This window comes from Spelaeicoccus albus (assembly GCF_013409065.1).
GTDB lineage: Bacteria > Actinomycetota > Actinomycetes > Actinomycetales > Brevibacteriaceae > Spelaeicoccus > Spelaeicoccus albus.
Window position 1 is genome coordinate 2281893 of the sequence record NZ_JACBZP010000001.1, and the last position, 26143, is coordinate 2308035.

Below are 26143 nucleotides of genomic sequence, written 5' to 3' on the forward strand. Positions count from 1 at the left end.
GCGAGCCCCCGACCGAAATTCGTTGGCACCAGTGCCATCGGGATGGGATCCTGGAACCAATATGACTGATGATGTGATAAGCCGAATCCTTTCGCACGCCGGCACCGCCGTCGGCGACCGCGAATACGGTGCCGCCGGGCAGCAGGACGTTGCCGACCGACACGCCCTTCGCCGCGTCGAGGGGTTGTCCACCGAACTCGAAGACGTCACGGAGGTCGAATACCGGCAACTGCGGCTCGAGCGTGTTGTGCTGGCCGGCATCTGGCTTGGCGGAAGCACCGCCGAAGCCGAAAACTCGCTACGCGAACTGGCGGCGCTTGCCGAGACCGCCGGATCGATCGTATGCGGCGGCGTCCTGCAAAAACGGATGAAGCCGGACCCCAGTACGTACCTAGGCTCGGGCAAGGCAGCCGAACTTGCCGAGATCGTCCGCGATGCCGGAGCCGACACAGTGGTCTGCGACGTCGAGCTCGCCCCGTCCCAACGCCGTGCCCTCGAAGACATCGTCAAGGTCAAGGTGATCGACAGGACGGCGCTCATTCTCGACATCTTTGCCCAGCACGCCAAATCCCGCGAGGGCAAGGCGCAGGTCGAATTGGCGCAGTTGGACTATCTCCTTCCGCGGCTGCGTGGTTGGGGCGAGTCGATGTCTCGGCAAGCAGGCGGCCGAGTCGCCGGGGGCGCCGGCATCGGCTCGCGCGGACCGGGCGAGACGAAAATCGAACTCGACAGACGCCGCATCCGCACCCGGATGGCCAAACTGCGTCGACAGATCGACGCCATGAAGCCGGCGCGCGACACGAAACGCTCCACCCGGCGGCGCGGCGCCATCCCGTCCGTCGCCATTGCCGGTTACACCAACGCCGGCAAGTCGTCGCTGCTGAACAGGCTGACCTCGGCCGGTGTGCTCGTCGAAAACGCACTGTTCGCCACCTTGGATCCGACGGTCCGCGGAGCGCGCACCGAGGACGGCCGCCAGTACACGCTGACCGACACCGTCGGCTTCGTGAGATTCCTTCCGCACCAACTCGTCGAAGCGTTCCGTTCGACGCTCGAAGAGGTCGGCGGCGCAGACGTTCTCGTGCACGTCGTCGACGGCTCGCATCCCGAACCCGAGGGGCAGATTTCGGCGGTGCGCGAAGTACTGTCCGATGTCGAGCACGCATCCGAGATTCCCGAGATCGTCGTGTTCAACAAGTCGGACATCGCCGATCCGGTCGCTCTCGAAAGGGCGCGACTGCGGGAAAAAGGTTCGATAGCGGTGTCGGCGCGAACCGGCGAGGGCATGGCCGAATTGCGGGCGCGGATCGAAGAATTGCTACCGCGCCCGGACGTGGACGTCAACGTGCTGTTGCCGTATTCGCGCGGGGATCTGCTTTCTCGTATTCATGACCGCGGTACGGTACGCGAGCTGGAACATACTGCCGACGGTACCCGGGTGCACGCCATGGTCCGTGGTGATCTGGCGGCCGAACTCGAGCAGTTCGCCATCGACTAGAGTTGCCTAGGTGAAAGGCGAAACCTCCGATACTTCCGAGCTGCTCGCTACAGCTGTCAAAGCCCTCGGGGGAGAACGTCGGGACGGCCAAGTCGCAATGGCCGAAGCCGTTGCCGATTCGCTGGCAACGGGTACGCATCTGTTGGTGCAGGCCGGTACCGGCACCGGCAAATCGCTTGCCTATCTCGTACCCGCCATCAGCCACGCCGTCGGCGCCGACGAGCCCGTGATGATTTCCACTGCGACGCTCGCCTTGCAAAATCAGATTGTCGCGCGTGATCTTCCGCGCGTCATCGATTCACTGAAGTCAGAGCTGCCGCGCGCGGCCGAAGTCGCGCTGGTCAAGGGCCGGCGCAATTACGTGTGCAAACACAAGCTGGACGGCGGGTATCCGGAAGAGTCCGGCGACACGCTTTTCGACTTTGGCGCCGACGCCGCTGCCGGAGGGGCGGGAGGCGGCGCCGGCGGTACCAGCAAACTTGGCAAGGAAGTGTCCCGGCTTCGCGAATGGGCAGCGGCAACCGAGACCGGCGACCGTGACGAGGTCGTCCCGGGCGTGAGTGAGAAGGCGTGGGCGCAAGTGTCCGTCAACGCTTTTGACTGCCTGGGCGCGGCCAAATGTCCGGTTGCCGAGGCCTGCTTTTCCGAGCGCGCCCGCGCCAAGGCCGCCGACGCCGACGTGGTTGTGACGAACCACGCGTTGTTGGCAATCGATTCTTTCGGCGACGCACAGGTGTTGCCCGAGCACGGGGCAGTCGTGATCGACGAGGCACATGAGCTGACCGATAGGGTTACCTCGGCGCTGGCCGGCAAGTTGACGCAGGCAATGGTGTCGTCCGCGGCGTCCAGTGCGCGCAAGCACATGTCGGTGAACCCGGCATCGCTGGAACGCGCCGGGGACGACTTGGCCGCGGCTTTGGAAGGCTCGGTGGCCGGACTGCTGCGCTCCGGGCCGGACGAAGCCCTCGGCTTGGCGCTGACGACGGTGCGGGACGCCGCCCGGTCGGCGTTGACGGCGTCGCAGTCCGAATCAAAGGAGACTGCCGACCCGGGAAGGCAGGTGGCACGCGCCAGACTGCAGGAGATCTTCGACTTGGCCGAGCGGATCCTGAGCGGGGCCGAGGACGACGTGCTGTGGATCGAACGCTCGACGTTCCGCGATGCCGAGACCGTCTCGGTGCAGGTGGCGCCGTTGTCGGTGGCCGGGCGGCTGCGTTCCGGACTGTTCGGTCAACGGACGGTCATTGCCACATCGGCAACTCTGACGCTCGGCGGATCGTTCAACCCGCTGGCCGGCTCGTTTGGCTTGATCGGGGATGACGCGCCGAAGTGGCAAGGCCTCGACGTCGGTTCGCCGTTCGACTATCCCAGACAAGGGATCCTCTACACTGCCAAACATTTGGCGCCGCCGTCGCGCGGAGGCGCCGCCGACGACATGTTCCGCGAGCTCGAGGAACTCATCGCGGCGGCCGGCGGCGGGACGCTCGGCTTGTTCTCGTCGCGGCGTGCAGCGGAAGCGGCGGCCGAGGAAATGCGACGGCGACTCGATTTCCCGGTGATGTGCCAAGGAGACGATATAACGCCGACGCTCGTCAAACGGTTCGCCGCCAGTCGATCGGCATGCCTGTTCGGAACGCTGTCACTATGGCAGGGCGTCGATGTGCCCGGTCAGAATTGCCGGCTCGTCGTCATCGACCGGCTGCCGTTTCCGCGTCCCGACGACCCGTTGTCATCTGCCAGATCCGCCGATGTGGCGGCACGCGGGGGCAACGGGTTCATGAGCGTGTCGGCCACACATGCGGCCATCCGGCTGGCGCAGGGCGCCGGACGCTTGATCCGCACGCCCTCGGACCGGGGAGTCGTCGCAGTCCTCGATTCACGGTTGGCCACTGCCCGTTACGGCGGGTACCTTCGGGCCTCGTTGCCGCCGCTGTGGCCGACGACGAACGGTGAGCTGGTGCGCGGCGCGCTGCGCCGACTGGACGCGGCGGATACCGAGCCCGCGGGCTGACGGGAGCGCGAACCGGCACAAAAAACCGGCCGGAGTACAGTCGATGTACTCCGGCCGGTTGCGCGGCACAGCGGCTCAGATACTGCGAAGCACCGAGACGACTCGGCCAAGAATCGTGGCGTGGTCGCCGTTGATCGGCTCGAATGCCACATTGTGCGGCATCAGCCAGACGTGATCGACGTCCCGCTTCAACGTCTTGACGGTCGCCTCGCCGTCGATCATGGCGGCGACGATCTCGCCGTTTTCCGCCGAGGGCTGCTGGCGAACAACTACCCAGTCACCGTCGCAAATGGCGGCCTCGATCATTGAATCGCCGACGACCTTCAGCATGAACAACTCACCGTTGCCCACAAGCTGTTTGGGTAGCGGGAATACGTCCTCCACGGCTTGCTCGGCGAGGATCGGACCGCCTGCGGCAATACGGCCGACAACGGGGACCAGCGCGGGGACGGGGCCGAGCTCCGGATCGCGCTGCTGCTCGAAATCGTCCTCGTTCATGACCTCAATGGCACGCGGACGCTTGGGATCGCGCCGGAGGAAGCCGAGTCGTTCGAGCTGGCTGAGCTGGTGCGCCACGCTGGACAGGCTGGCGAGCCCCACGGCCGCGCCGATCTCGCGCATGCTCGGCGGATAGCCGCGCACCGACACGGCATGCCGGATGGTTTCCAGTACGAGCTTTTGCCGGGCCGAGAGCCGGTTGTAGTTCGGCGATGTGTGCAACTCGTGCACGCTGGCGTCGGAGACCTCGGTATGGGCGCGTACGGCCGCCACATCCGCCGCCACTTCTTCGTCGCTCGGCCGGCCCGGACGCCGGTGCGAAGCGGAACTGTCGCTGGTCATCGTTGATCTCCCATGCACTAGTCGGACCGTCGGCGCCGCAGGTACGTCCGACCGGTTGTCGGTGCTCGCTGACAGCATGCGTTCTATGTACCTCCAGCTTAGCTTTACCGAACGAACGTATCAAACGTTTGTTCGACAAATTCTCGAAAAATTGTGGACACACGTTCGAATGATTGCTACAAATAGTACAAAGGTTCTATCGAATAAACGTTCGGTTGACGATGCCGACTCTCTTGATTTCCGGGGAGCCGAGAACACCGGCCGGACCGAAAGGACGACTGACATGAGCATCGCACTTCAGGGTTACGGAGTTCAGGGACACACACTCCAGGGCCGCGCACTCCAGGGCCGCGCCGGTCAGCGCCGTGCGATTCGGCGCCGCGGAGCAAGTGCCGGCGCGGGGCGGAGAATCCGACTCAACCGACGCGGCCGGATCGTCGTCGGCATAGGCGCGGCGATCATGGTCGGGGCAGCGGCGCTGATCATCGGTGGCATGCTCGGCATCGTTTCCGGCGCGGTCTCCGAAGCGCCCGCGGCCGCGTCGTCGACACCTGCGCAGCTCGACGTCGATCACGTCACGGTCCGCGAGGGCCAGACACTGTGGCAAATCGCGTCCACGGCAGCGCCGAACGCGGATCCGCGCGAAACGATCCTGCAGATCCAAAAGCTCAACAACCTGCCAACGTCCGCAGTGCGGGCGGGCCAGACGATAGCCGTCCCGCGGTACTGAATTCGCCGGCCCGGGTGGGCCGGCGCGGCGCCCGGCCGCCCGCCGGGACGAATGAGTCGTCCGGGCGGGTAAAATCGGGACGTGACCGATGTGACCATTTCCGACTTGCCGCTCCGCGAAGACTTGCGCGGCCGCACTCCGTACGGCGCCCCGCAATTGGACGTCGCCGTGCGGCTCAACACCAACGAAAATTCCTTCCCGGTGCCCGAGGACGTCGCGGTGGCCATCGTGCAGGCATTGGCGGGGCAGGTTCGCGACCTCAACCGATATCCGGACCGCGATTTCACTGTCTTGCGGGAGAAGCTCGCCGCCTATCTCGGCCACGGGCTGACTCCGGAGCACATCTGGGCGGCAAACGGCTCGAACGAGGTGCTGTCCCAGATCGTTCAGGCATTTGGCGGGCCCGGACGATCGGCCATCGGGTTCACCCCCAGCTATTCGATGCATCCGATTATCACGACCGGCACGTCGACGACGTGGATCGAAGCCCGCAGGGACGACGATTTCCGGATCGACCGTGACGACGCGGTCCGCATCGTGCGCGAAAAGCGCCCCGATGTCGTATTCCTCTGCTCACCGAACAATCCGACGGGCACCGCGCTTGAACTGGACGTCGTGCGCGATGCGTACGAATCGACCGACGGGATAGTCGTCGTCGACGAGGCGTATGCGGAATTCGCTCGCGCCGGCACCCCCAGTGCACTGACGCTCTTGCCTGGCCGACCGCGCCTGCTCGTCTCGCGCACCATGAGCAAGGCGTTTGCGTTGGCCGGGGCGCGGTTGGGATATCTGGCAGCCGATCCGGCCGTCATTGACGCCTTGCGTCTGGTGCGGCTTCCGTACCATTTGTCGGCGCTGACGCAGGCTGCGGCGTGCGCGGCCCTCGACCACGCCGATGAACTGCTGGACGGCGTCGAGGCGCTCAAGGACCAGCGCGACCGTATTGTGCGGGAGTTGACGGAGCTTGGCTTGCGGGCGGTTCCGTCCGATTCCAATTTCGTGTTCTTCGGTGGGCTGCACGATTCGGAGGCGACTTGGCAGGCATTGCTCGACCGTGATGTGCTGGTGCGGGACGTCGGCATTCCCGGCTACCTGCGCGTGAGCGCCGGAACCGAAGCCGAAACCACCAGCTTTCTGCAAGCGCTGGCCGCCGTCCTGCACAGCGCTTCCACCCAGTGAAAGGCACGACCATGAGTGACGACCGCGTCTTTAGCCTGAGCCGGGAGACAAGTGAATCGTCGGTTCGCGTCGAACTCAACCTCGACGGGACCGGTCAATCGTCGATAGCCACGACCGTGCCGTTTTACGATCACATGCTCACGAGCTTGAGCAAGCATTCGCTCATCGATCTCAGTGTGACCTCGAACGGCGACACCGACGTCGATGTCCACCACACGGTGGAAGACACGGCGATAGTCATTGGCGAGGCGTTGCGCGGGGCGCTCGGCGACAAGGCCGGAATCCGACGCTTTGGCGACGCCGTCGTCCCGCTGGACGAAGCGTTGGCGCAAGCGGTCGTTGACGTGTCCGGTCGTCCGTACCTGGTGCACACCGGTGAGCCGGACGGGCAGGCCTATCACCGGATCGGCGGTCACTTCACCGGATCGCTGACGCGTCACGTGTTTGAATCGCTGGCGCTGCACGCGGGAATCGCCCTGCATGTGCGGCTTCTTGCCGGCCGCGACCCGCATCACATCGTCGAAGCCCAGTTCAAGGCAGTGGCCCGTGCCCTGCGATCGGCGATCGAACCCGACCCGCGGGTCAGCGGCGTCCCGAGCACGAAAGGCGCGCTGTGACGGCCACCCGCATCATTGCACTGACACCGTTCGGCCGGCCCGATCAACTGGCCGCGGCGTGCGTGCTGGCGAAGATCCACGGCACTGTCGTGCCGGTCGGCGATTTCAGCGCCATCGCGTTGGGCGACGATTCGGACGAAGCCCGGACCGCTGCGGCCTCACTGTCGGAATTGGCCGGCCGGCACGAACTTCTGCTCTTGATCAGCACCGAGGAACATATCGACGCCTCGCAATGGCGCCACGGCAAGCACGAGAACGACGTGCCCGCCGGGCTGGCACTGTCCAGCCTCCCGGACGAACTCGAAGATCTGGTGTTGGGCCGCACCGAACCGAGCGCCGTGAAAGGAAGCATCGACACGCGATCGATGTCGCGTCGGCAAGCCAGCGCCGCGACAATGACCGGTGAGAGGGCACGCGTGGCCCGCACCGCTGCGGTGTGGATTCTCGGTGTCGTGTGTGCAGCCATCCTGGGCATCGTGTTCGCCGTGATGGCAATTGCCGGCTCCGCCGTGGCCTGGATCGGCGTCGCCGTGGCAGTCGTCTTGGTCGTCATCGCCGCGTGGCGCACTCGCAAAGTTGTCACAGCCGCTACGGCGAACTCGGCATGACGCGCGGGAGCCGGTCATGAGCACCATCGTCGTATTCGACTACGGGTCGGGCAACGTGCGCTCCGCCGTGCGGGCTGCCGAACGCACCGGCGCGGACGTCGTGCTCAGTAGCGACACTGCCAGGGCCGGTGACGCGGACGGCGTCATCATTCCGGGCGTCGGCGCGTTTGCCTCGGTTGCGCGAGGCCTGGCGGACGCCGGCGGCGACGACTTGATCCGGCAGCGCATCCGTGACGGGCGCCCCACGCTCGCCATCTGCGTCGGCCTGCAGGTCTTGTTCGAGCGCGGCGTCGAGGGCGATATCGAGTCCGAAGGGCTCGGCATCTGGCCCGGCACCGTGACGAGGCTGCGCGCTCCCGTCGTCCCGCATATGGGGTGGTCCGAAGTGAGCCCGCCGGAAGGCAGTCGGCTGTTTGCCGGGATTGGCGGCGAGCGTTTTTATTTCGTGCATTCGTACGCCGCATCCGACGGTCCGCCCGGCGCCCTGACGACGTGGGCCGAGCACGGCGGGCGCTTTGTGGCAGCGGTCGAGGACGGGCCCGTGTCGGCCACCCAATTCCATCCGGAGAAGTCCGGGGAGGCCGGACGTCGTCTCCTTGTCAATTGGGCCGCCGGCCTCGGCGCCGACGAGGCACGGCCCGGCGCGGGGGCCGGCGAAGCAGACCCGAAAGACAGCGACAAAAGGAATCAAACGTGAGCGAGCTCAGCGATACTCCCCGGTTGACACTGCTGCCGGCCGTCGACGTTGTCGACGGCAAGGCGGTGCGGTTGGTGCAAGGGAAGGCCGGCAGTGAAACCGACTATGGATCGCCGCTGGACGTCGCACTCGATTTTCAGCGGTCCGGCGCCGAGTGGATCCACCTGGTGGATCTGGACGCCGCGTTCGGCCGCGGCGACAACCATCGACTGCTCCGCAAGGTTGTCAAAGCACTCGACATCAACGTCGAAATCTCCGGCGGTATCCGTGACGACGAGTCGCTGGCACGGGCCATCGACACCGGCGCGGCCCGCATCAACATCGGCACTGCCGCCTTGGAGGATCCGGACTGGACGGCGGACGTGATCGCCCGATACGGCTCGCAAGTCGCGGTCGGTCTCGACGTGCGCGGAACGACGCTCGCCGCACGCGGCTGGACGGAGCCGGGTGGCGACTTGTGGGAGGTCCTCGCTGCCCTCGAAGAATCCGGATGTGCGCGGTACGTCGTCACCGATGTCACCAAGGACGGTACCTTGGCCGGGCCGAACGTCGACCTGCTGACCCGGATCTGCCGCAAGACCGACCGACCGGTCGTGGCATCCGGGGGAATTTCGAGCCTTGACGACATTGCGGCTTTGCGCGAACTCGTGCCGCTCGGCGTCGATGCCGCAATCGTCGGCAAGGCACTCTATGCCGGCAACTTCACGCTGGAGGCGGCTCTCGACGTCGCCGGACTCGACTGATGCCGGCCGGACCCTTTTCCACCGGTTCCGACCCGACGGGTTCCGACTCCGCGGGGGTGCCCTGGGCAGGACGCGATCTGCGGCCCAATCCGTTTGCCGGCGACACGGGGGAGTCCGATCCCGAGCTCGTCGAGCTGATGCGCGCGGCCGTCGGGTCGACGTCTGCCGACCGGCACCGGGCGGTCGTCGAAGCTTTGGCTCCGGCACGGCTATTCGTCCCCATCGTCGCGGCGCCGGGCGAGACGGAGACCACCGACGACGGGCTCGAAGCCGACAAGAGCGCCGATATGGCCATGGTGACCGTTGCGGCGCCCGACGGGCGCCGGACCGTTCCCGCATTCACCTCGGTGGCGCTGTTGGCGGCGTGGTCGAGCGAAGCGCGCCCGGTCCCGGTCGAATCCGTCCGCTTGATGCTCTCTGCGGTGTCCGAGGACGCGCAGCTCGTCATCATCGACCCCGGCACCGACTACGCGTTTCTCGTCCGGCGGCCCGCCGTCTGGGCGCTGGCGCAGGGAAAGCCGTGGACGCCGTCCTGGGCCGATCCGGACGTCGCGGACGCACTTGACCGCGCGGCGGCCGGCATCCCGGCCATCACGGAGATCGCCTGCCTACCCGGGACCGATACCGAGGCCCGGCTCGAGTTGACGATGGTGCCCGGACTCGGCCGTGACGAGCTCACCGACGTGCTGACCCGTTTTCAAAACGCCCTCACGCAAAGCACCGTGATTGCCGAGGGCATTGATTCCCTGGCAATCACGGTGCAATGATCACGGCGCGGCGCCCGGCCGTGGGCGGCGCGGAGCCGACCGGGGCCTAGCGGCGGGCGGCAAGCAGTTCGTCGTCCGTGTCCCGGCCCGGCGATGAATTCGCGGTTGCGGAGCCTTGGTTCTCCGCCTGCGCCGAGCGCACGACGTTTTCGATCCGGGAACCGATCTCGGCGTCCACGTTCTTCCAGTACTCGAACGCCTTGAGCAGCACCGGCTCGGTCACGCCGCCCAACAGGGCGCCCGAGACGTTGCCGACGAATCTGTCGCGTGCCGCGTCGTCCATGACGTCGCGGACAAGTGCACCGGCCTGACTGAAATCGTCGTCGTCCGGACGCAGCGTGTAGGCCTGTCGAACCATGTCGCCGTCTGATTCCCAGTTGTTCTCGGTCGACAAGGACTGATCCGCGTGCGGGCCGCCGTACGAGTTGGGCGCGTATTCGGCCCTGTCTTTCGGATAGTTCTTGTACGTCATCGCGCCGTCGCGGCTGTACGAGTTGACTTCAGTCTTCGGCGCATTGACCGGCAGCTGAGCATAGTTCGGTCCGATGCGGTGGCGATGCGTGTCGGCGTAGGCGAAGACTCGGCCCAGCAGCATCTTGTCCGGCGAAAGTCCGATGCCCGGCACGAGGTTGGACGGTGCGAATGCGGCCTGCTCGATCTGGGCGAAGTAGTCGACGGGGTTGCGGCTCAACTCCATCGTGCCGACCTCGATCAACGGGTAGTCGGAGTGCGGCCACACCTTTGTCACGTCGAACGGGTTGAGATGGTACGTCTTGGCGTCCTCGTACGGCATGATCTGCACCTTGAGGGTCCAGCTCGGGGTGTCGCCGCGGTCGATTGCCTCCTGCAGGTCGCGGCGGTGGTAGTCGCCGTCGATTCCTGCCATCTCGTCGGCGTCCGTCTGCGTGAAATATTCGATGCCCTGGTCGCTGATGAAGTGGTATTTGATCCAGAACCGCTCGCCTGCGGCGTTGATCCACTGATAGGTGTGCGAGCCGTAACCGTTCTGGTGGCGCCAGGTGCGCGGAATGCCGCGATCGCCCATCACCCAGGTCACTTGGTGGGCGCTGGCCGGCACGTTCGTCCAAAAGTCCCACTGCATGTTGTTATCGCGCAGTCCGGTGTTCGACCGGCGCTTTTGCGAGTGGATGAAGTCGGGGAACTGGATGGCGTCACGGATGAAGAAGACCGGCGTGTTGTTGCCGACGAGGTCGTAGTTGCCTTCATCGGTGTAGAACTTCAGCGCGAATCCGCGCGGATCGCGCCACGTGTCGGGGGAGCCGAGTTCGCCGGCGACCGTGGAGAAGCGGGCAAGCATCTCCACTTCGGAGCCGGGCTGGAACAACGACGCCTTCGTGTACTTGCTCACGTCGTTGGTCACGGTAAACGTCCCGAAGGCGCCGCCGCCCTTGGCGTGGACGACGCGCTCCGGCACGCGTTCACGGTTGAAGTGGGCGAGCTTTTCGATCAGGTAATGATCCTGCAGCAGGATCGGGCCGCCCGGGCCAATCGTCAGCGAGTGCTGGTCGCTGCCGGCCGGGGCGCCGAAATCGTTCGTCGTGACGTGCGTGGTGCCTTCGCTCACAAGTTCTCCTTTTGCGATGGGTGGGTCCTATTGTCGGTGTGTCGGGTGGGCGGCGGTCAGGCTTCCCGGGCCAGGCAATCGGGGCAGATGCCGCGGAAGGTGATGTCGGCTGCGTCAACGGCGAATCCGGCGGTGTCGGACGGCGTCAGACACGGGGCCGCTCCGGTCACGCACGGCACGTCGACGATTTCGCGGCACAGCCGGCACACGAGATGGTGATGATTATCGCTGTGGTGCAGTTCGTACAGCGCGGCTGCAGTAGTCGACGGATCGAGTTTGCGAGCCAGGCCGGCCTTGGTGAACGCATTCAGCGCATCGTAGACGGCAGCCGTCGACACGGTGCCCAGCCGGGCGCGGACGCCGTCACCGAGCGCCTCGGCATCGGAATGGGGCGCGTTGTCGAGCTCGGCCATGACGGCCAGCCGTGCCGCCGTCACTCGCAAGCCGGACGAACGCAAGCGATCGGCGAAGTCGGTGGGCATGACTCCACCGTAGACAGTTTTCTGGAATCATTCAAACAAGCGAATGATTCGAATTAATAAGGCAACTGACTTGAGTTGATCCGTGATAATCAACCGGAAATGGCTTCCTATGACGGGACAGAAGCGGTGAGCCCGGGGTGAAGCGGGCGCCGGCCGATAGGGTTCAGCTGACGGGGCCGGTGAATTTCTCGCCGGGGCCGCTGCCCGGCGCATCCTGGTAGTCGGACGCCTCGCGGAATGCCAGCTGCAGCGAACGAAGGCCGTCGCGCAGCGGTCGGGCATGATGATCGCCGATCTCCGTCGACGCTCCGGTGATGAGCCCGGCCAGCGAGGTGATCAATTTGCGAGCCTCGTCCAGGTCGGTCAGGTCCTTACCGCCGTCCGATTCGTCGGCCAGACCGCATTTGACGGCCGCGGCACTCATCAGGTGCACGGCGGCGGTGGTGATGATCTCCACCGCAGGGACCTCGGCGATGTCTCGCGCCTCGGAATTCGTAGTTGCGTCGTTCATGCTGGTAACCTTGTCATAGTTCGGCTGTAGCAGCGCACGGCGGGGCGGCTCGATCGAGAATCTTCTCATCGACTGTCGACGACGCCTTCCCGTCCGATAAGCTGAAACAGCAAGCAAGAGGAGGCCTTCACTCCCACCCGAAGATCGCCGTCGGCGGCCGGGTTCGTGAGCGGACATGAGCGTCAAGTCCGTGCGTGTTTTCAAGGCTCCCTTTTGCGCTGCAGATGGGGGCCTTCCTCATTTGCGGACAAGCAAAGATGAAGGAGCTTTTAACATTAGCGAGCCTCGTATTAACGACCGGATCCGCGTCCCGGAGGTGCGGTTGGTCGGTCCGAACGGTGAGCAAGTCGGCATCGTGTCGCTGGACAAGGCACTGAGCCTGGCAGCGGAGGCCGATCTCGACCTCGTGGAAGTCGCTCCGCAGGCAAAGCCGCCAGTGACCAAGCTGATGGATTTCGGCAAGTTCAAGTACGAGTCGGCCATGAAGGCGCGTGAGGCCCGAAAGAATCAGGCCAACACGGTGCTGAAGGAGATCCGATTCCGGCTGAAGATCGATGCGCACGACTACGAGACGAAAAAGGGCCACGTGTCGCGCTTCCTGGCCGCCGGCGACAAGGTCAAGGTCATGATCATGTTCCGCGGTCGCGAGCAGTCCCGTCCCGAGATGGGAATGCGCCTGTTGAACAAACTTGCCGACGAGGTTTCCGATCTCGGTGCCGTTGAATCGGCTCCGCGCGTCGACGGGCGCAACATGGTGATGGTCATCGGACCGCACCGTTCGAAGTCGGACGCCAAGGCCGACGCGCGGCGCGAGGCACAGCGCGAGCAATCGCGTGCCAAGAACGAGGCGGCCAAAGCCGAAGAAGCAAAAGCCGGCGACGCCAAGACAGACCCGGCCGAATCAAACCCGGCCGAATCAAATACTGCAGATTCCAGCAAGGCATAACCACCGCACGACGCGGCGGTTATTACCGAAACGTGGCGGGCCCCGGCCCGCTCGGCAACGAAGGAGAGACGGCAGCTATGCCGAAGCAAAAGACGCACAGTGGTGCTAAAAAGCGGTTCCGCCTGACGGGTACCGGCAAAGTGATGCGCGAACAGGTGAACAACCGGCACTTGGCCGAACACAAGTCCTCGCGCCGCAAGCGCCGCCTGCAGATCGACCAGGTCATGGCCCCGGGCGATTCCAAGAAGGCCAAGAAGCTGCTCGGTCGCTGAACCCGATAGGTCGGCGACCTGCCGGTCACCGTGCACAGTGCTGCGCGTACCGGCGGAAACCATTTTTAGTACGCACTTAAGGAGAGATTTTCGTGGCACGCGTCAAGAGGGCGGTCAACGCTCATAAGAAACGTCGGGTCATTCTCGAACGGGCCAGCGGTTACCGCGGCCAGCGTTCCAGGCTGTACCGCAAGGCCAAAGAGCAGACGATCCACTCGTTCGTCTACAACTACCGTGACCGCCGCGCCCGCAAGGGCGATTTCCGTCGCCTGTGGATCCAGCGCGTCAACGCCGCGGCCCGTGCGAACGGCATCACGTACAACCGTTTCATCCAGGGCCTGAAGGCAGCTGAAATCGAGGTCGACCGTCGGATGCTGGCCGATCTGGCAGTCAACGACGAGAAGGCGTTCACCGCCCTCGTCGAGGCCGCGAAGAAGGCGCTGCCCGACGACGTCAACGCTGCGAAGTCCGATTCTGCCGCGTAACGACGCCTCAGTGACATCCTCCGAGCGCCTGGCTCAGCCGGTATTGTCCAACCCCCGCGCCGCGCGGGTTCGAGAATATGCGAAGCTGACCAGGCGCTCGGCGCGTGTCAAGGCAGGACTTTTTATCGTCGAGGGCCCCGGCGCCATCGCCGAAGCGTTGGCGGCCGTGCCGACAAGCGGGCTTCGCGCAGCGTTCATGACGGCGGACGCCGCGGAACGCCATCCGGAAATCCTCGACCGGGCCGCGGCCCGCGGCGTCGAATTCCGCGAATGCACCGACGACGTGCTTGCCGAAATGGCCGACACCGTCCATGCGCAGGGCATGATCGTCGTTTGTGATTTCCTCGACGTATCCCTTGAATCGGTGCTCGATGCCCGGCCCCGTCTCGTCGCAGTGCTGTCACAGGTGCGTGACCCCGGTAACGCCGGCACCATCGTGCGGGCCGCCGACGCGGCCGGCGCGGACGCCGTCATCGTCACCGATGCCAGCGTCGACCTGTACAACTCCAAGACTGTCCGCTCCACGGCCGGCAGCGTGTTTCATTTGCCGATCGTCGTCGGCGTTCCGTTGATGCAGATCGCTGCGGACGTCCGGTCGGCCGGCCTGCAGATCCTGGCAGCCGACGGCAATCAACCGGCGGTCGACCTGTTCTCCGTCGACCTGGTGCCGCCGACGGCTTGGGTGTTCGGCAACGAGGCGTGGGGGCTTCCGGCCGGGGACCGCGATCTTGCCGACACTGCCGTCGCCGTCCCGATCTACGGGCGCGCCGAAAGCCTCAACGTCGCAGCGGCCGCCGCCGTGTGCCTCTACGCTTCGGCCCGCAGCCAACGGCAGTAGCTACCCGCCGGCCGGCCTCCGCGCGGTTCACGCCACCTCACTGCGGCCCTTCCAGAGAGCCGCGAGTACCAACGCGACGACGCTCAAGCCCACCATCACCGGCACGATCGTCGACCAACTGGCGGCATTCACGCCGGGAGCGTAGAGAATGCCGATCATGACCGTCGCCCCGATCGCGCCGATATACCGGAACGTTTGAAAGATCCCCGCGGCAACGCCGGTGTCTTCGGGCCGAGACGACGCGTACATGCCTTGACTCGAAGCGATGCTGACGACGCAGTACGGAATGCCGAGGAACGCAGTCAACGCCAATACCAGCGGCACGGCGAACGAGGCGGCAAGCAGCCACAACAGCGCCGAGGCGACTCCAAGTCCAATGACGCCGGCAACGAGCACGGGCTTGACGCCTCGCCGATTGATGCTGCGCACCGCCGCCGGCGTCAGAAAGACCGAGATGGCAGCCAACGGCAACATCAACAGCCCGACAACTCCGGCTCCGTAGCCTCCCGCTTCCTGGAGTAGCTGCGGGAGTCCGAAGAACGCGCAATAGTAGACGCCGTTGAACACGGCAAAACACACGTACATCGTCAACAGGGGGCGGTTCGCCGCAAGCAGTCGGACGTCCAGGAACGGCCCCGAAAACCGAAGCTCGCGCCAGGTAAATAACGCAGCTGCCGCGATTCCGACGCCCAACAGGATCCAGCGGAGATCCGGAAGCGGGTTCAACGCCGCCAGCATCAGTGAGACAAGCGCCGCAATGAAGGTGGCGATGCCCGGAATGTCCGAATCGCGCACGGCTGCGCCCACGGTGCCGTGATCGCGTGCGTCGTCCGCCGGCGCAAGCCGTTGCACCGAGATCAGTGCGGCAAGCGCCAACGGGACGTTGATGAAGAACAGGGCCTGCCAGCCGACGAGGCTCACGAGCAATCCACCCACGACCGGTCCGATGGCGGCGCCGGCCGTGTTGGCGACCTGGATGTAACCGAGCGGCTTCGTCGAATGGACTCCTGCAATCCGACTGAGCTCGCCGACCATCGCCACGGCGCTGGGGAACGCCGTCGCCGTCCCGATCCCCATGAAGACGCGGGCGATGCACACGAGGAGAAAGTTCGGCGAAAACCCCGCCAACGCGCAGGTGACGGCGACTATCGCCATGCCGATGATGAAGAGGCGTTTGGGGCCGAACCTGTCGGCGAGCCGGCCCATGAGCGGTTGCGCGGCCGCCGACGTCAAATAAAACGACGTGATGACCCACGTCACGGTGGCAACGCTCAAATCGAAGTCGCCGCGCAGCACGACAAGTGCGACGGCGATCATCGACGAGTTCAGCGGATTGAGCGCCGTCCCCAGACTCAAGGCAGAAAGCGTGAGGCCGATTCCGCGCTGTTTAGTCACATGCTCCAGTCTCTCGTATCGTTGAGTTCGGCCGGGGATCGCCTCCGCCGCCGGGACCGGAAAGAGGAGCCGTGAGCGCATTATCGGACGTTGCGCGCAACCTGGCGTGTCCGATTTGCAGCAGGTCGATGACCGAGGACGGCGGGTCGCTGGCGTGCGCTACCGGGCATAGCTTCGATATCGCGCGGCAGGGATACGCAGGCCTTGTCACGGGGGCCGGTTCTCGTATTTCGGACACGGCGGCGATGGTCGGGGCGCGGGACGAGTTCTTGACGGCCGGCCATTACGCGCCGATTGCGGACGCCGTGGTGAACGTTCTGCGCGAGGCTCCGCAACCCGACGGCGTTCGGCGGAAGCCGGTCGACTGTCCGCCGGACGCGCATCGCGGCAGCTTCGTGATCGACCTGGCCGGCGGCACCGGGTATTACGCGGCACGGGTCATGGAGGCGATTCCCGGCGGACACGGCCTCGTCGTGGACCTGTCGAAGTACGCGCTGCGCCGTGCTGCCCGGGTACACGGCCGGGTGGCGGCAGTCGCCGCCGACGTGTGGAATTCGGTGCCGGTTCGCGATGGCGCCGCGTCCGCGGTGTTGTCGATCTTCGGGCCGCGAAATCCTGCGGAAATCGCCCGGGTGTTGGCCCCGGACGGCGTCCTCGTGGTCGTGACGCCGACGGATCGGCATTTGTCGGAATTGCGAAGCTCCCTGGGACTGATGGCCGTCGATTCCCGCAAGGCCGAACGGCTTGCCGCGCAATTGGCGATTTTCGAGGCCGGCAGCGCGCGCGAGATCGAATACCGCGTGGAGTTGTCGCACGCGGACGTTTTCACTGCCGCAATGATGGGGCCGAACGCCTTCCACCGCGATCCGGGCGAGGTCCGAACTCGAGTTGCCGAATTACCGGCGCCATTTCCCGTGACGGTGTCGGTGAGCGTGCGCACGTTCCGGCGCGCCGAATAGGCTGTTCGCCCGCGCCGAGTGGTGGCCAATGGCTGCGGAATCGCCGATTCTGCAGCCATTGGCCACCACTCGGCGGGCGGGACGAGCCGCTTGCCGAAAACGGGCGGACGGCGTCCGGCAGCCGAGTGCGATTCGTGGCGGCCGAGCCGGGTCATTAGACTTGGGCGCAGTGACGTAGCAGTGATGCAACGGCCGGGCCGCGGCGATCCGGCCCGACCCCCGACAACGCAAAGGACACGTATTCATGCCCGACGGTGACACTCCTGTGGAGGTCGACCCCCGGAACGAAGCCCAGGTCGGCGCTGCGCGCGACGCGGCAGTGCGCGATTTCGGCGCCGCCGAGTCGCTCGACGCGCTCAAACAGGTCCGCACCGAACACCAAGGCGACAAATCGCCGTTGGCACTGGCGAACCGTACGATCGGCAGCCTGGACGGATCCGAACGCGGGGCGGCCGGCAAGCTTGTCGGGCAAGCTCGTGCAGTCGTGAAAAAAGCGTACGAGGAGCGCCTGGCCGAGCTGCAGGCTCAGCGCGATGCCGCAGTATTGGCCGAGGAAACCATCGACGTGACGTTGCCGGCGGATCGCCGTCGACCCGGCTACCGGCATCCGCTGCACCTTTTACAAGAGCGAATCGCGGATCACTTCACTGCCATCGGCTGGGAGATCGCCGAAGGCCCCGAGGTCGAAGCCGAATGGCTCAACTTCGATGCGCTGAACTTCGGGCTCGACCACCCGGCCCGGCAAATGCAGGATACGTTCTTCGTCGACCCGATCGATGCGGGCCTGTTGTTGCGCACACACACGTCGCCGGTGCAGTCCCGGTCATTGCAAGATCGAGGGGTGCCGCTCTACGTCGTCTGTCCGGGCAAGACGTTCCGCACCGACGAGCTCGATGCCACGCACACGCCCGTGTTCCACCAAGTCGAAGGCATCGCCGTCGACGAGGGCCTGACCATGGCGAATCTGAAGGGCACACTCGATCATTTCGCCCGGTCCATGTTCGGCCCCGACTCGCGTACGCGGCTGCGTCCGAACTTCTTCCCGTTCACCGAACCCAGCGCCGAGATGGACTTCTGGTTCCCGCAAAAGCGCGGAGGCGCCGGCTGGATCGAATGGGGCGGCTGCGGCATGGTGCACCCGAACGTGCTGCGCTCGGCGGGCATCGACCCGGACCGCTACCAAGGGTTCGCCTTCGGCATGGGCATCGAACGCACTCTCATGTTCCAAGAAGGCATCTCGGACATGCACGACATCATCGAGGGCGACGTGCGGTTCTCGGCACGATACGGGGTGAGCAACTAATGCGCGTACCAATGAACTGGCTCGCCGATCTGGTGCCGGGCGCAACCGAACTTTCCGCTACCAAGGCCGGCGATGCCGAGCGGCTCGCCGCCGAACTGGCCTCGATCGGGCTCGAAGAAGAAGAGCTGTTCGGCCCCGAGATCACCGGGCCCCTCGTTGTTGCGCGAGTGCTCGAGCTCGAACCGGAAAAGCATTCCAACGGCAAGACCGTCAACTGGTGCCGTGTCGACACCGGCGAAGCCGAGCCGCGCGGGATCGTCTGCGGTGCGCACAACTTTGCCGCCGGCGACCTGGTCGTCGCAGCCTTGCCCGGCGCCGTGCTGCCGGGAGACTTCCGGATCGCCGCACGCAAGACCTACGGCCACGTCTCCGACGGAATGATCTGCTCGGCGCGGGAGCTGGGCCTCGGTGACGACCACGACGGCATCATCGTGCTGGCCGATCTCGGTCTTTCCGGCGAAGCCGGGGACGACGCGACGGTGTTGCTCGGCCTCGACCAGCACACACTCGACGTCAACGTCACCCCCGACCGCGGCTACGAATACAGCATCCGCGGCGTCGCCCGCGAATACGCGGGGCTCAAAGGCATCCCGTTCACCGACCCGGCCGCCGTCGACGTGCCGGACGCCGCTTCGCTGCCGGATGCCGTCGCCGTCACGCTGGCCGACGACGCCCCCATCCACGACGTGCCCGGCTGCGACAGGTTCGCCGTCCGCATCGTCCGCGGTCTCGACGCCACGACCCCCACGCCGTACTGGATGCGTCACCGCCTGCTTCAAGCCGGCATGCGATCGATCTCTTTGATCGTCGATGTGACGAACTACGTGATGTTGGAAACCGGCCAGCCGCTGCACGGCTACGACGCCGATCTGCTCCACGGCGGCATCACGGTTCGCCGCGCGCGGTCCGGGGAAACGCTCACCACCCTCGACGACAAGACCCGCACCCTGGACCCCGAGGATCTGCTCATCACCGATTCCGGCGGCGACCGCATCCTCGGCATGGCGGGCGTCATGGGCGGAGCCGACACGGAAGTCGGCGATGACACGAGCGCCGTGGCGATCGAGGCCGCCCACTTCGAACCCGTCACCGTGGCGCGCACGTCCAGGCGCCACCGATTGTCGTCCGAAGCGTCCCGCCGGTACGAGCGGGGCGTCGATCACGCGCTCGCCCCGCACGCGGCCGAGCTGGCAGTGCGCCTTCTCGTGCGTTACGGCGGCGGCAGTGCCGACGACGCGGCCACCGACGTGGATGAGCGCATACCCGCCGCGCCGGTGCGCATGGCGCTCGGATTGCCTGCCGCGATTGTCGGCGTCGACTACTCCGAGGACGACGTCGTCAGGCTTCTCGAAGCGACGGGTACCCGGGTGGAACGCGAGGGCGACGAACTCGCGCTCACGGCGCCCTCCTGGCGGCAAGACCTCGTTCGCCCCGTCGACTACGTCGAGGAAGTGGCACGGCTCGGCGGCTACTCATCGATCCCGTCGGTGCTGCCCAGCGCGCGGAAGGGCACCGGGCTGACGGCGTCCCAGCGCTACCGCCGAAATGCGTCGAACCTGTTGGCCGACCTCGGCATCACCGAGGTGCTGACCTACCCGTTCACCTCGGCCGGCCGGCACGACGATTTCCAGCTGGACTCGGACGACCCGCGCCGGTTCAACTTCCGGTTGGCCAATCCGATCGCCGACGACCAGCCGCTCATGCGCACGTCGCTACTTGCCACGCTCGTCGATGCGGCGGTGCGGAACATCGGCCGCGGCAACAAGGACGTGGCGGTCTTCGAAACCGGCCTCGTCACCGTGCCTGTCGAACGCACCGTGCGGAAGGCGCCGCGGTACGCGCCCGGATATTTCCCGAGCGACGACGAACGCGCAGCCGTGTTCGACGCCGTGCCGCCGCAACCGCGCCACCTCGCCGCAGTCCTGACCGGGCGCCTCGACGCCGCGGGATGGTGGGGCCCCGGCCGTCCGGCCGACGCGCACGACGCCATTGAATTGACCCGTCGGCTCGCCGGCGTGGCCGGAGTCGACGCGATAGTGGAATCGGCCGACCGCGCTCCGTTCCATCCGGGCCGTTGCGCGCGGGTGACCCTGCCCAGCGGCGCCGAGTTCGGCTATGCCGGCGAATTGCATCCGAAGGTCTGCGAGTCGCTGGATCTGCCGGCGCGAACCGTTGCCTTCGAGGTCAATCTGGACGTCGTCACGGCCGAGCCCTCCGCTACAAAGGACACCGGCGTGCTGTCGACGTATCCCGCCGCGACGCAGGACATCGCCTTGATCGTCGGCCGCGACGTGCCTGCCGCACACGTGACCGAGGCATTGCGGGACGGCGCCGGCGACCTGTTGGAGACCGTCCACTTGTTCGACCTGTACGAAGGCGAACAGGTAGGGGAGTACCGCAAATCGCTTGCCTACCGGCTCACCTTCCGGGCGCCCGACCGCACGTTGACGGCCGACGAGGCGACCCGCGCACGGCAGGCCGCCGCAGAACAGGCAATCGCCCGGTTCGGGGCCGAAGTCAGAGGAGCGTAAGCATGGCAACAGCATTGGTCACCGGCGCATCGCGGGGCATTGGCAACATCCTGGCCCGCGCGCTTGCCGCGGCGGGCTGGCGAGTCGTCGTCACTGCCCGCGACACGGCCAAAGTCGAAGATCTGGCCGCCGAACTGAATGCCGGCCGGCCGCGCACGGCGCTTGCCGTGGGCATGGACGTTGCCATTCCGGACTCCGTGGAAATCGGCGTCACTGCCGCGCTCGATTTTGCCGGCGACGACGATCCGCTCGAACTGCTCGTGAACAACGCCGGCACCATTGAAGACGCCCCGGCCAGCCCGTGGGACGTCGACCCCGAGGAATGGTCGCGTGTCATCCAGACAAATCTGGTCGGCCCGTTCAACCTCATCAGGAGGATTGCCCCCGGCATGATCGAGCGAGGCGGCGGGCGCATCGTCGACTTGAATTCGGGCGGCGGCGCCACCGGAATGGACGACTATTCGGCCTATGGCGCGTCGAAGGCCGGACTGTTCCGGCTCGCCCAGGCCGTCCGGACGTACGGTGCCGAACACGGCATCCGGATCTTTGAAATGGCGCCCGGCGTCGTCCAGACGGAAATGACCGCCGCAATGCCCATGCATGCCGGCCGCACCGAATGGACGACGCCCGAACAGCTGGCCGGGATGATCGTGGCCATCGCCGCCGGCGAGCTGGACGACTTTTCCGGCAGGTACATCCGGGTCGGCGCCGACAGCCCCGAATCGCTTAAGAAGGAGGCCGCCGCCGGCCTCTCCGGCGACGCCCGGCTCCTGCGCGTGCACTGACCGACGCTGCTGCTACGTTCGGACCATGGGCGAATTGCATGATCTGAGCGCCGCCGAGCAACGCGATGCGATCCGCCGCGGCGAACTCAGTTCCCGAGAACTTGTCGAACACTATCTGGAACGGATCGCCGCCCGGAACGACGAGTTGGCGGCCTTCATCACTGTCACCGCCGACGAGGCCCGGGCCGCGGCGGCCGCCGCCGACGAACGGCAGGCGGCCGGCGGCCCGCTCGGCACATTGCACGGCATGCCGCTGGCGTTCAAGGACTTGACCGACACGGCGGGCGTGCGCACCACGTACGGCAGCGCTGCGTTTGAGCACCACGTGCCGACCAGGAATGCGCCAATGGTGCGGGCAATGAACGATGCGGGCGCCGTCAGTGTCGGGAAGACCAACGTGCCCGAGTTCGGGCTGACCGGATACACCGAGAACCTGATAGCGCCGCCGGCCCGGCTGCCCGCCGACACTCGGCTCAGCCCCGCCGGATCGTCGGGCGGCTCCGCCGTGGCGGTCGCCGCGGGGCTCATCCCGTTCGGCCCCGGCACGGACGGCGGGGGCTCGATTCGGATTCCCGCAGCGGCGACCGGCCTGATCGGGCTGAAACCGAACCGCGGCCGGGTCCCGAGCGGTTCGGCGCAGGAGGATCTTGCCGGCGTGGCGGTGGCCGGACCACTGGCCCGCACCGCCGAGGACGCCGGACTCTTGCTCGACGCGCTCGTCACGGGGCCCCCGCCCCGCGCCGTCACGGCAGCACCCGCCGGCCTGTCGTTCCGCGAGGCGGCGCGGCGTGCACCGGCGAGGCTGCGCATTGGCGTCAGCACGGCGTCCCCGTTCGACGGCTGGTGCGACACATCACTGTCGACCGAGGCCCGGAACTCGATGGACGCGGCCGTCCGTACCCTCGTTGCGGCGGGCCATACGGTCGACAACGTCGACATCGACTACGGCACCGACTATCCGGACGCATTCACCGCAGTGTGGACGTCGGGCGTGGCGACCCTCGGACTTCCGGACGGAGGTCAGGAACGGCTGACCCCGTTGACGCAAATGTTCCGCCGCCGGGCCGCCGCGGCGTCCGGACCCGATCTGACTCGCGCCGTGGGCGCCTTACGTCGGTTCGAGGCCCGCGTGATCAAGCAATATTCCGCATGCGACGTCATCCTGACGCCGGCACTCACCCGGCTGCCGCCGCCGATCGGCTGGTATTGGGAAGGCGACGCCGACCTCGACTACAGGCGCCAATGCGAATACAGCCCGTACACGTCGATGCTCAACGTGGTCGGCCTGCCGGCGATCACCGTGCCCACGTGGTGGGCGCCGTCGGGGCTGTCGATGAGCGCGCAACTGATCGGCCGGCCCAGCGACGAAGCAACCCTACTGTCGTTGGCCGGCGAGCTCGCGCGGGGCATCACGCCGGCCGGTCGCGGCTGAAATGCCTTCCCAGGCCGCCACGACCAGCACGTTGACGCCCAGGCCGATGATGCCCTCGCTGACGGCCCACGGCGGCACCAGCCAGAACGTGTACACGATGACGACCGCCAGGCCGGCAAGGATCCCGGCAATGATCGCCTGGGCGCTGATGCGTCGCCGGAACAGCAGCGCCGCGCCGATTGCCGGTGCCAGCTGATCGAGCCCGGAGAAAGTCAGCAACAGCAGATTGGCCAAGAGGTCCGGCATCACGATGGCCAAGATCAGGGACGCCGCGGTGGCGGCCACGACAGTCACCTGGGTGACCGTGTATTGCCGGCGAGCGGACTTCACCCGGGCGATGTTGCGTGAGACAAGAGTGGAAATCGCAATCAACAAGACGGCCGACGGAACCATTGCCGTCGTGATCCCCGCCACGGCCAGCACGCCGATCAGCCAGTCCGGGAACATCCGGCCGGCCAGGTGCAGCAGTGCGGCGTCCGCGTCGGTGGACCGACCGAGGATCACTACCGCGACGTAGCCGACGATCAGCGGCATCACGATGAACGTGTTGTAGATCGGCAACCACAAGTAGTTGCGGCGAAGAACTGTGGAATTTCGGGCTGCCAGGACGGGCGGCCAGCCATGCGGCAGCGTCATGAACGCAACGCCGATCGCGCTGATGGCCATATTGGAGATGTACCAGGGGATGCCGTAGTCGCCCCGGCCGTGCACCGACAACAGCGACGGCATCGTCTCCTGCACTTGATGGAACACATTCGTGAAGCCGCCGGTGAAATGGATCGGGATGGCGATGCAGACGACGAACAGCATGATGAGCATGAGCGCATCCTTGAAGTACGCGGTCGTGGCAACGCCGCGCAGCCCGGACCAGAGGACGAACGCGACAACGAGAATGAACGCGATGACCATCGACCACACGCCGGTGGTGTGATTGCCGGTCACCAGCTGAACTATCAAACCGAGCCCGGTGATCTGCAATTGCAGGTACGGCAGCAAGAACACGACGCCGGCAATTCCGGCCAGCGTGCCGAGCGTGCGCGACGAATACGAGTTTTCGAGGAAGTCGGCTTGCGTCAAGTGTCCGTGCGACTTCGCCATCCGCCAGATTTTAGGCGCGATGAAGTAGAGCAGCAGGTAGCCGAGCGGCACATACGGCATCGAGTAGAAGGCCGCGGCGCCCCCGGATACGACAAGTCCGGCAGTGCCGAGGAACGTGAAGGTCGTGAAAGTTTCGCCCGCTTGCAACAGCCACGTCGTGGCAACTCCGAAGCGCCGCCCGCCCACTGTCCAGTCGGCCAGGTCGGTATTCGGGTGCCGGCGTCCGATGAAGCCGAGGACGGCGACCAGGACGATCCCGCCGAGGGTGACGAATTCGATGGTGCTCATCCGCGGGTCCTCCCGTCGGTGGTCCCGCCGGATGTCTTTTCCCGAGCCTCGGCCTCACGGGCCTCCGCGGCCCGGGTGGCCCGGTCATCGAGTTCGTCCTGCCGGCCGAGGTCGGGGCGCGTCTTCTCGATCAGTACCAGCACGAGCGTGACGAGCGCGCTGCCGGGGATGCAACTCCACCACAGGATGGTCGGCATCCCCAGGAACAAGTACGGACCGTTGAAGATCGGCAACCATTGCAAGGCAAACGCCGCAATGACCGGCAGCAGGCACAGTATGAGCCAGAGCGACTTCTGCTTGCGGGACGGCGTATCGGCGCGCCTCATGCGTCCCGGCCCGCGAGCAGTCGCGCGCGCTGGCCGTCGTCGGTGGCCAGATCGATTGCCGTCCACGCCATGCTCACGCCGCCGTCGTACAGTGCCTGATCCGCGTCCGGCTCGGCACACCACCTGGCGAATTCGGGCTGATGGTTGGACGCACCGTGGGCATCGACCTTGATGGTCGGGTGGATTGCCGGCATGGCGAGCGACACATTGCCCATGTCCGTCGATCCGGCCTCGGCCAGCCGCTGCTGCATCGGCGTCCGGGTGAATGTGCGGCCCAGCGCCTCGGCATTTGCCCGGTAAAAGTCGACCATGGGATCGTCATTGCGGAACTCGGAGAATGCCGGCCATTCGTCGGCAATGTCGACGCTGCACCCGGTGGCGGTGGCGCCGGCTTCGAAGCATGCGCGGAGCCGCTTTTTCACGCCGTCCAGCTCGGCAATGGTATTGGCCCGCGCATCGTACAGCAGGTTGGTTTCGCTGGGCACGACGTTCGGCGCTTCGCCGCCCTTGGTGATGATGCCGTGGACGAGATCGCCGGGGTTCAGGTGCTGCCGGAGCAGGCCGATGGCGACTTGGGCGACGGTGGCGGCGTCGCCGGCGTTGATCCCTTCATTCGGCGCGGCGGCCGAGTGGGCCGCCTTGCCGGTGTAGGTGACGTCGAGGTCGACGACGGCTCGGGTGTAGTGGTCGGCGTACTCACTGGTGCCGGGGTGCACCATCATGGCGGCGTGGACACCGTCGAACACGCCGGCGTTCAACATGAAGATCTTGCCGCCGCCGAATTCCTCGGCCGGGGTGCCGAAGACCTTGACCGTCACCCCTGCCGCATCGGCCACGTGGGCCAGCGCGATCCCGGCGGTGGCGGCGGCGCCGGCGATCACGTTGTGCCCGCACGCGTGGCCGACTCCCGGCAGTGCATCGAGTTCGGCGCAGATGCCGATCGTGAGGTCGCCGGAGCCGGCAGTGGCGACGAATGCCGTTGGCAGATCGGCAACGCCGCGCTCGATGGAGAAACCGTGCCGGCTCAAGACTGCCGTGATGGCGTCGGCCGTCCGATGTTCTTCGAACGCCACTTCCGGGTGTGCGTGCATATCGTGGCTGAGACCCACGACTTCGTCGCGGGCCGCAGCCGCAGCGCTCAGCGCGACTTCCTTCAGCTCGTTCCGGACGGCGGGCGTGGCAACTGACGAGTCGGTCATATACCGGCCTTTCCAATA

General features: G+C 66.1%; 26 protein-coding genes. 18 read left to right on the forward strand and 8 right to left on the reverse strand.

The window, feature by feature from the left end; genetic code table 11:
- Nucleotides 1-61: 61 nt before the first annotated feature.
- Together hflX and BJY26_RS10620 are read left to right on the forward strand one after the other, a co-directional pair.
- Nucleotides 62-1498: a GTPase HflX gene (gene hflX, locus BJY26_RS10615; RefSeq protein ID WP_179428095.1), complete on the forward strand. Its 1437-nt coding sequence runs from the start codon at nucleotides 62-64 to the stop codon at nucleotides 1496-1498.
- 10 nt (nucleotides 1499-1508) lie between these two features.
- Nucleotides 1509-3509, forward strand: coding sequence for an ATP-dependent DNA helicase (locus tag BJY26_RS10620; RefSeq protein ID WP_237249001.1), 2001 nt, complete (start codon nucleotides 1509-1511; stop codon nucleotides 3507-3509).
- Between the two features lie 75 nt (nucleotides 3510-3584).
- On the opposite strand, the gene lexA is transcribed toward BJY26_RS10620, so the two are convergent.
- Entirely contained in the window at nucleotides 3585-4349 is a 765-nt protein-coding gene (gene lexA / locus BJY26_RS10625; protein ID WP_179428097.1) for a transcriptional repressor LexA, read from the reverse strand.
- A gap of 283 nt (nucleotides 4350-4632) precedes the next feature.
- On the opposite strand from lexA, the gene BJY26_RS10630 reads away from it, so the two are divergent.
- The 7 genes from BJY26_RS10630 (at nucleotide 4633) to BJY26_RS10660 (ending at nucleotide 9690) form a co-directional block, all read left to right on the forward strand.
- A complete protein-coding gene (locus BJY26_RS10630; protein ID WP_179428099.1) occupies nucleotides 4633-5079 on the forward strand; it encodes a LysM peptidoglycan-binding domain-containing protein in 447 nt (148 codons plus the stop codon).
- An 81-nt stretch (nucleotides 5080-5160) separates the two neighbouring features.
- Nucleotides 5161-6258: a histidinol-phosphate transaminase gene (locus BJY26_RS10635; RefSeq protein WP_237249002.1), complete on the forward strand. Its 1098-nt coding sequence runs from the start codon at nucleotides 5161-5163 to the stop codon at nucleotides 6256-6258.
- Nucleotides 6259-6269: 11 nt separating this feature from the next.
- Nucleotides 6270-6875 carry an imidazoleglycerol-phosphate dehydratase HisB gene (hisB, locus tag BJY26_RS10640; protein WP_179428100.1) on the forward strand — a complete coding sequence of 202 codons (606 nt, stop codon included), beginning with the start codon at nucleotides 6270-6272 and terminating at the stop codon, nucleotides 6873-6875.
- A complete protein-coding gene (locus BJY26_RS10645; RefSeq protein WP_179428101.1) occupies nucleotides 6872-7483 on the forward strand; it encodes a hypothetical protein in 612 nt (203 codons plus the stop codon). The genes hisB and BJY26_RS10645 overlap by 4 nt, the downstream gene beginning before the upstream one ends.
- A 16-nt stretch (nucleotides 7484-7499) precedes the next feature.
- Nucleotides 7500-8180 (forward strand): imidazole glycerol phosphate synthase subunit HisH, encoded by a 681-nt coding sequence (hisH, locus tag BJY26_RS10650; RefSeq protein WP_179428103.1) that lies wholly within the window; start codon nucleotides 7500-7502, stop codon nucleotides 8178-8180.
- Nucleotides 8177-8923, forward strand: a complete 747-nt coding sequence (priA, locus tag BJY26_RS10655) for a bifunctional 1-(5-phosphoribosyl)-5-((5-phosphoribosylamino)methylideneamino)imidazole-4-carboxamide isomerase/phosphoribosylanthranilate isomerase PriA (RefSeq protein ID WP_179428104.1) — start codon at nucleotides 8177-8179, stop codon at nucleotides 8921-8923. Before hisH ends, priA begins: the two co-directional genes overlap by 4 nt.
- Entirely contained in the window at nucleotides 8923-9690 is a 768-nt protein-coding gene (locus BJY26_RS10660; RefSeq protein WP_179428106.1) for an SseB family protein, read from the forward strand. Before priA ends, BJY26_RS10660 begins: the two co-directional genes overlap by 1 nt.
- A gap of 46 nt (nucleotides 9691-9736) precedes the next feature.
- On the opposite strand, the gene BJY26_RS10665 is transcribed toward BJY26_RS10660, so the two are convergent.
- From BJY26_RS10665 to BJY26_RS10675, 3 genes are all read right to left on the reverse strand, one after another.
- Complete coding sequence (locus BJY26_RS10665) at nucleotides 9737-11275, reverse strand: catalase (RefSeq protein ID WP_179428107.1); 1539 nt, start codon at nucleotides 11273-11275, stop codon at nucleotides 9737-9739.
- A gap of 56 nt (nucleotides 11276-11331) precedes the next feature.
- Complete coding sequence (locus BJY26_RS10670; RefSeq protein WP_179428109.1) at nucleotides 11332-11757, reverse strand: Fur family transcriptional regulator; 426 nt, start codon at nucleotides 11755-11757, stop codon at nucleotides 11332-11334.
- Nucleotides 11758-11920: 163 nt separating this feature from the next.
- Nucleotides 11921-12268, reverse strand: a complete 348-nt coding sequence (locus tag BJY26_RS10675; protein ID WP_179428111.1) for a DUF1844 domain-containing protein — start codon at nucleotides 12266-12268, stop codon at nucleotides 11921-11923.
- 316 nt (nucleotides 12269-12584) lie between these two features.
- On the opposite strand from BJY26_RS10675, the gene infC reads away from it, so the two are divergent.
- The 4 genes from infC to BJY26_RS10695 all read left to right on the forward strand — a co-directional run bounded on the left by infC (nucleotide 12585) and on the right by BJY26_RS10695 (nucleotide 14809).
- Nucleotides 12585-13214 (forward strand): translation initiation factor IF-3, encoded by a 630-nt coding sequence (gene infC / locus BJY26_RS10680; RefSeq protein ID WP_372465374.1) that lies wholly within the window; start codon nucleotides 12585-12587, stop codon nucleotides 13212-13214.
- Between the two features lie 77 nt (nucleotides 13215-13291).
- Nucleotides 13292-13486 carry a 50S ribosomal protein L35 gene (gene rpmI, locus BJY26_RS10685; protein ID WP_179428115.1) on the forward strand — a complete coding sequence of 65 codons (195 nt, stop codon included), beginning with the start codon at nucleotides 13292-13294 and terminating at the stop codon, nucleotides 13484-13486.
- A gap of 92 nt (nucleotides 13487-13578) precedes the next feature.
- Nucleotides 13579-13971: a 50S ribosomal protein L20 gene (rplT, locus tag BJY26_RS10690; RefSeq protein ID WP_179428117.1), complete on the forward strand. Its 393-nt coding sequence runs from the start codon at nucleotides 13579-13581 to the stop codon at nucleotides 13969-13971.
- Nucleotides 13972-13981: 10 nt separating this feature from the next.
- A complete protein-coding gene (locus BJY26_RS10695; RefSeq protein ID WP_237249005.1) occupies nucleotides 13982-14809 on the forward strand; it encodes a TrmH family RNA methyltransferase in 828 nt (275 codons plus the stop codon).
- A gap of 27 nt (nucleotides 14810-14836) precedes the next feature.
- Here the strand turns inward: BJY26_RS10695 and BJY26_RS10700 are convergent, their stop codons facing one another.
- Nucleotides 14837-16204, reverse strand: a complete 1368-nt coding sequence (locus tag BJY26_RS10700; protein ID WP_237249006.1) for an MFS transporter — start codon at nucleotides 16202-16204, stop codon at nucleotides 14837-14839.
- 71 nt (nucleotides 16205-16275) lie between these two features.
- Between BJY26_RS10700 and BJY26_RS10705 the strand changes: the two genes are divergently transcribed.
- The 5 genes from BJY26_RS10705 (at nucleotide 16276) to BJY26_RS10725 (ending at nucleotide 23214) form a co-directional block, all read left to right on the forward strand.
- Entirely contained in the window at nucleotides 16276-17163 is an 888-nt protein-coding gene (locus BJY26_RS10705; RefSeq protein ID WP_218852365.1) for a putative RNA methyltransferase, read from the forward strand.
- A 244-nt stretch (nucleotides 17164-17407) separates the two neighbouring features.
- Entirely contained in the window at nucleotides 17408-18466 is a 1059-nt protein-coding gene (pheS, locus tag BJY26_RS10710) for a phenylalanine--tRNA ligase subunit alpha (protein ID WP_179428121.1), read from the forward strand.
- On the forward strand, nucleotides 18466-20997 hold the full coding sequence (pheT, locus tag BJY26_RS10715; protein ID WP_179428123.1) for a phenylalanine--tRNA ligase subunit beta: 2532 nt from the start codon (nucleotides 18466-18468) through the stop codon (nucleotides 20995-20997). The genes pheS and pheT overlap by 1 nt, the downstream gene beginning before the upstream one ends.
- 2 nt (nucleotides 20998-20999) lie before the next feature.
- Entirely contained in the window at nucleotides 21000-21782 is a 783-nt protein-coding gene (locus BJY26_RS10720) for an SDR family NAD(P)-dependent oxidoreductase (RefSeq protein WP_179428125.1), read from the forward strand.
- A 25-nt stretch (nucleotides 21783-21807) separates the two neighbouring features.
- A complete protein-coding gene (locus BJY26_RS10725) occupies nucleotides 21808-23214 on the forward strand; it encodes an amidase (RefSeq protein WP_179428127.1) in 1407 nt (468 codons plus the stop codon).
- Here the strand turns inward: BJY26_RS10725 and BJY26_RS10730 are convergent.
- From BJY26_RS10730 to BJY26_RS10740, 3 genes are read right to left on the reverse strand one after another with little or no spacing between them, the layout of a single operon-like run.
- Nucleotides 23158-24600: a sodium:solute symporter family protein gene (locus BJY26_RS10730; protein WP_179428128.1), complete on the reverse strand. Its 1443-nt coding sequence runs from the start codon at nucleotides 24598-24600 to the stop codon at nucleotides 23158-23160. The genes BJY26_RS10725 and BJY26_RS10730 overlap by 57 nt on opposite strands.
- The gene (locus tag BJY26_RS10735) at nucleotides 24597-24926 is read right to left on the reverse strand and encodes a hypothetical protein (RefSeq protein WP_179428131.1); all 330 of its coding nucleotides are present in this window, start codon (nucleotides 24924-24926) and stop codon (nucleotides 24597-24599) included. Before BJY26_RS10735 ends, BJY26_RS10730 begins: the two co-directional genes overlap by 4 nt.
- Nucleotides 24923-26125 carry a M20 family metallopeptidase gene (locus BJY26_RS10740; protein ID WP_179428133.1) on the reverse strand — a complete coding sequence of 401 codons (1203 nt, stop codon included), beginning with the start codon at nucleotides 26123-26125 and terminating at the stop codon, nucleotides 24923-24925. Before BJY26_RS10740 ends, BJY26_RS10735 begins: the two co-directional genes overlap by 4 nt.
- Nucleotides 26126-26143 lie beyond the last annotated feature (18 nt).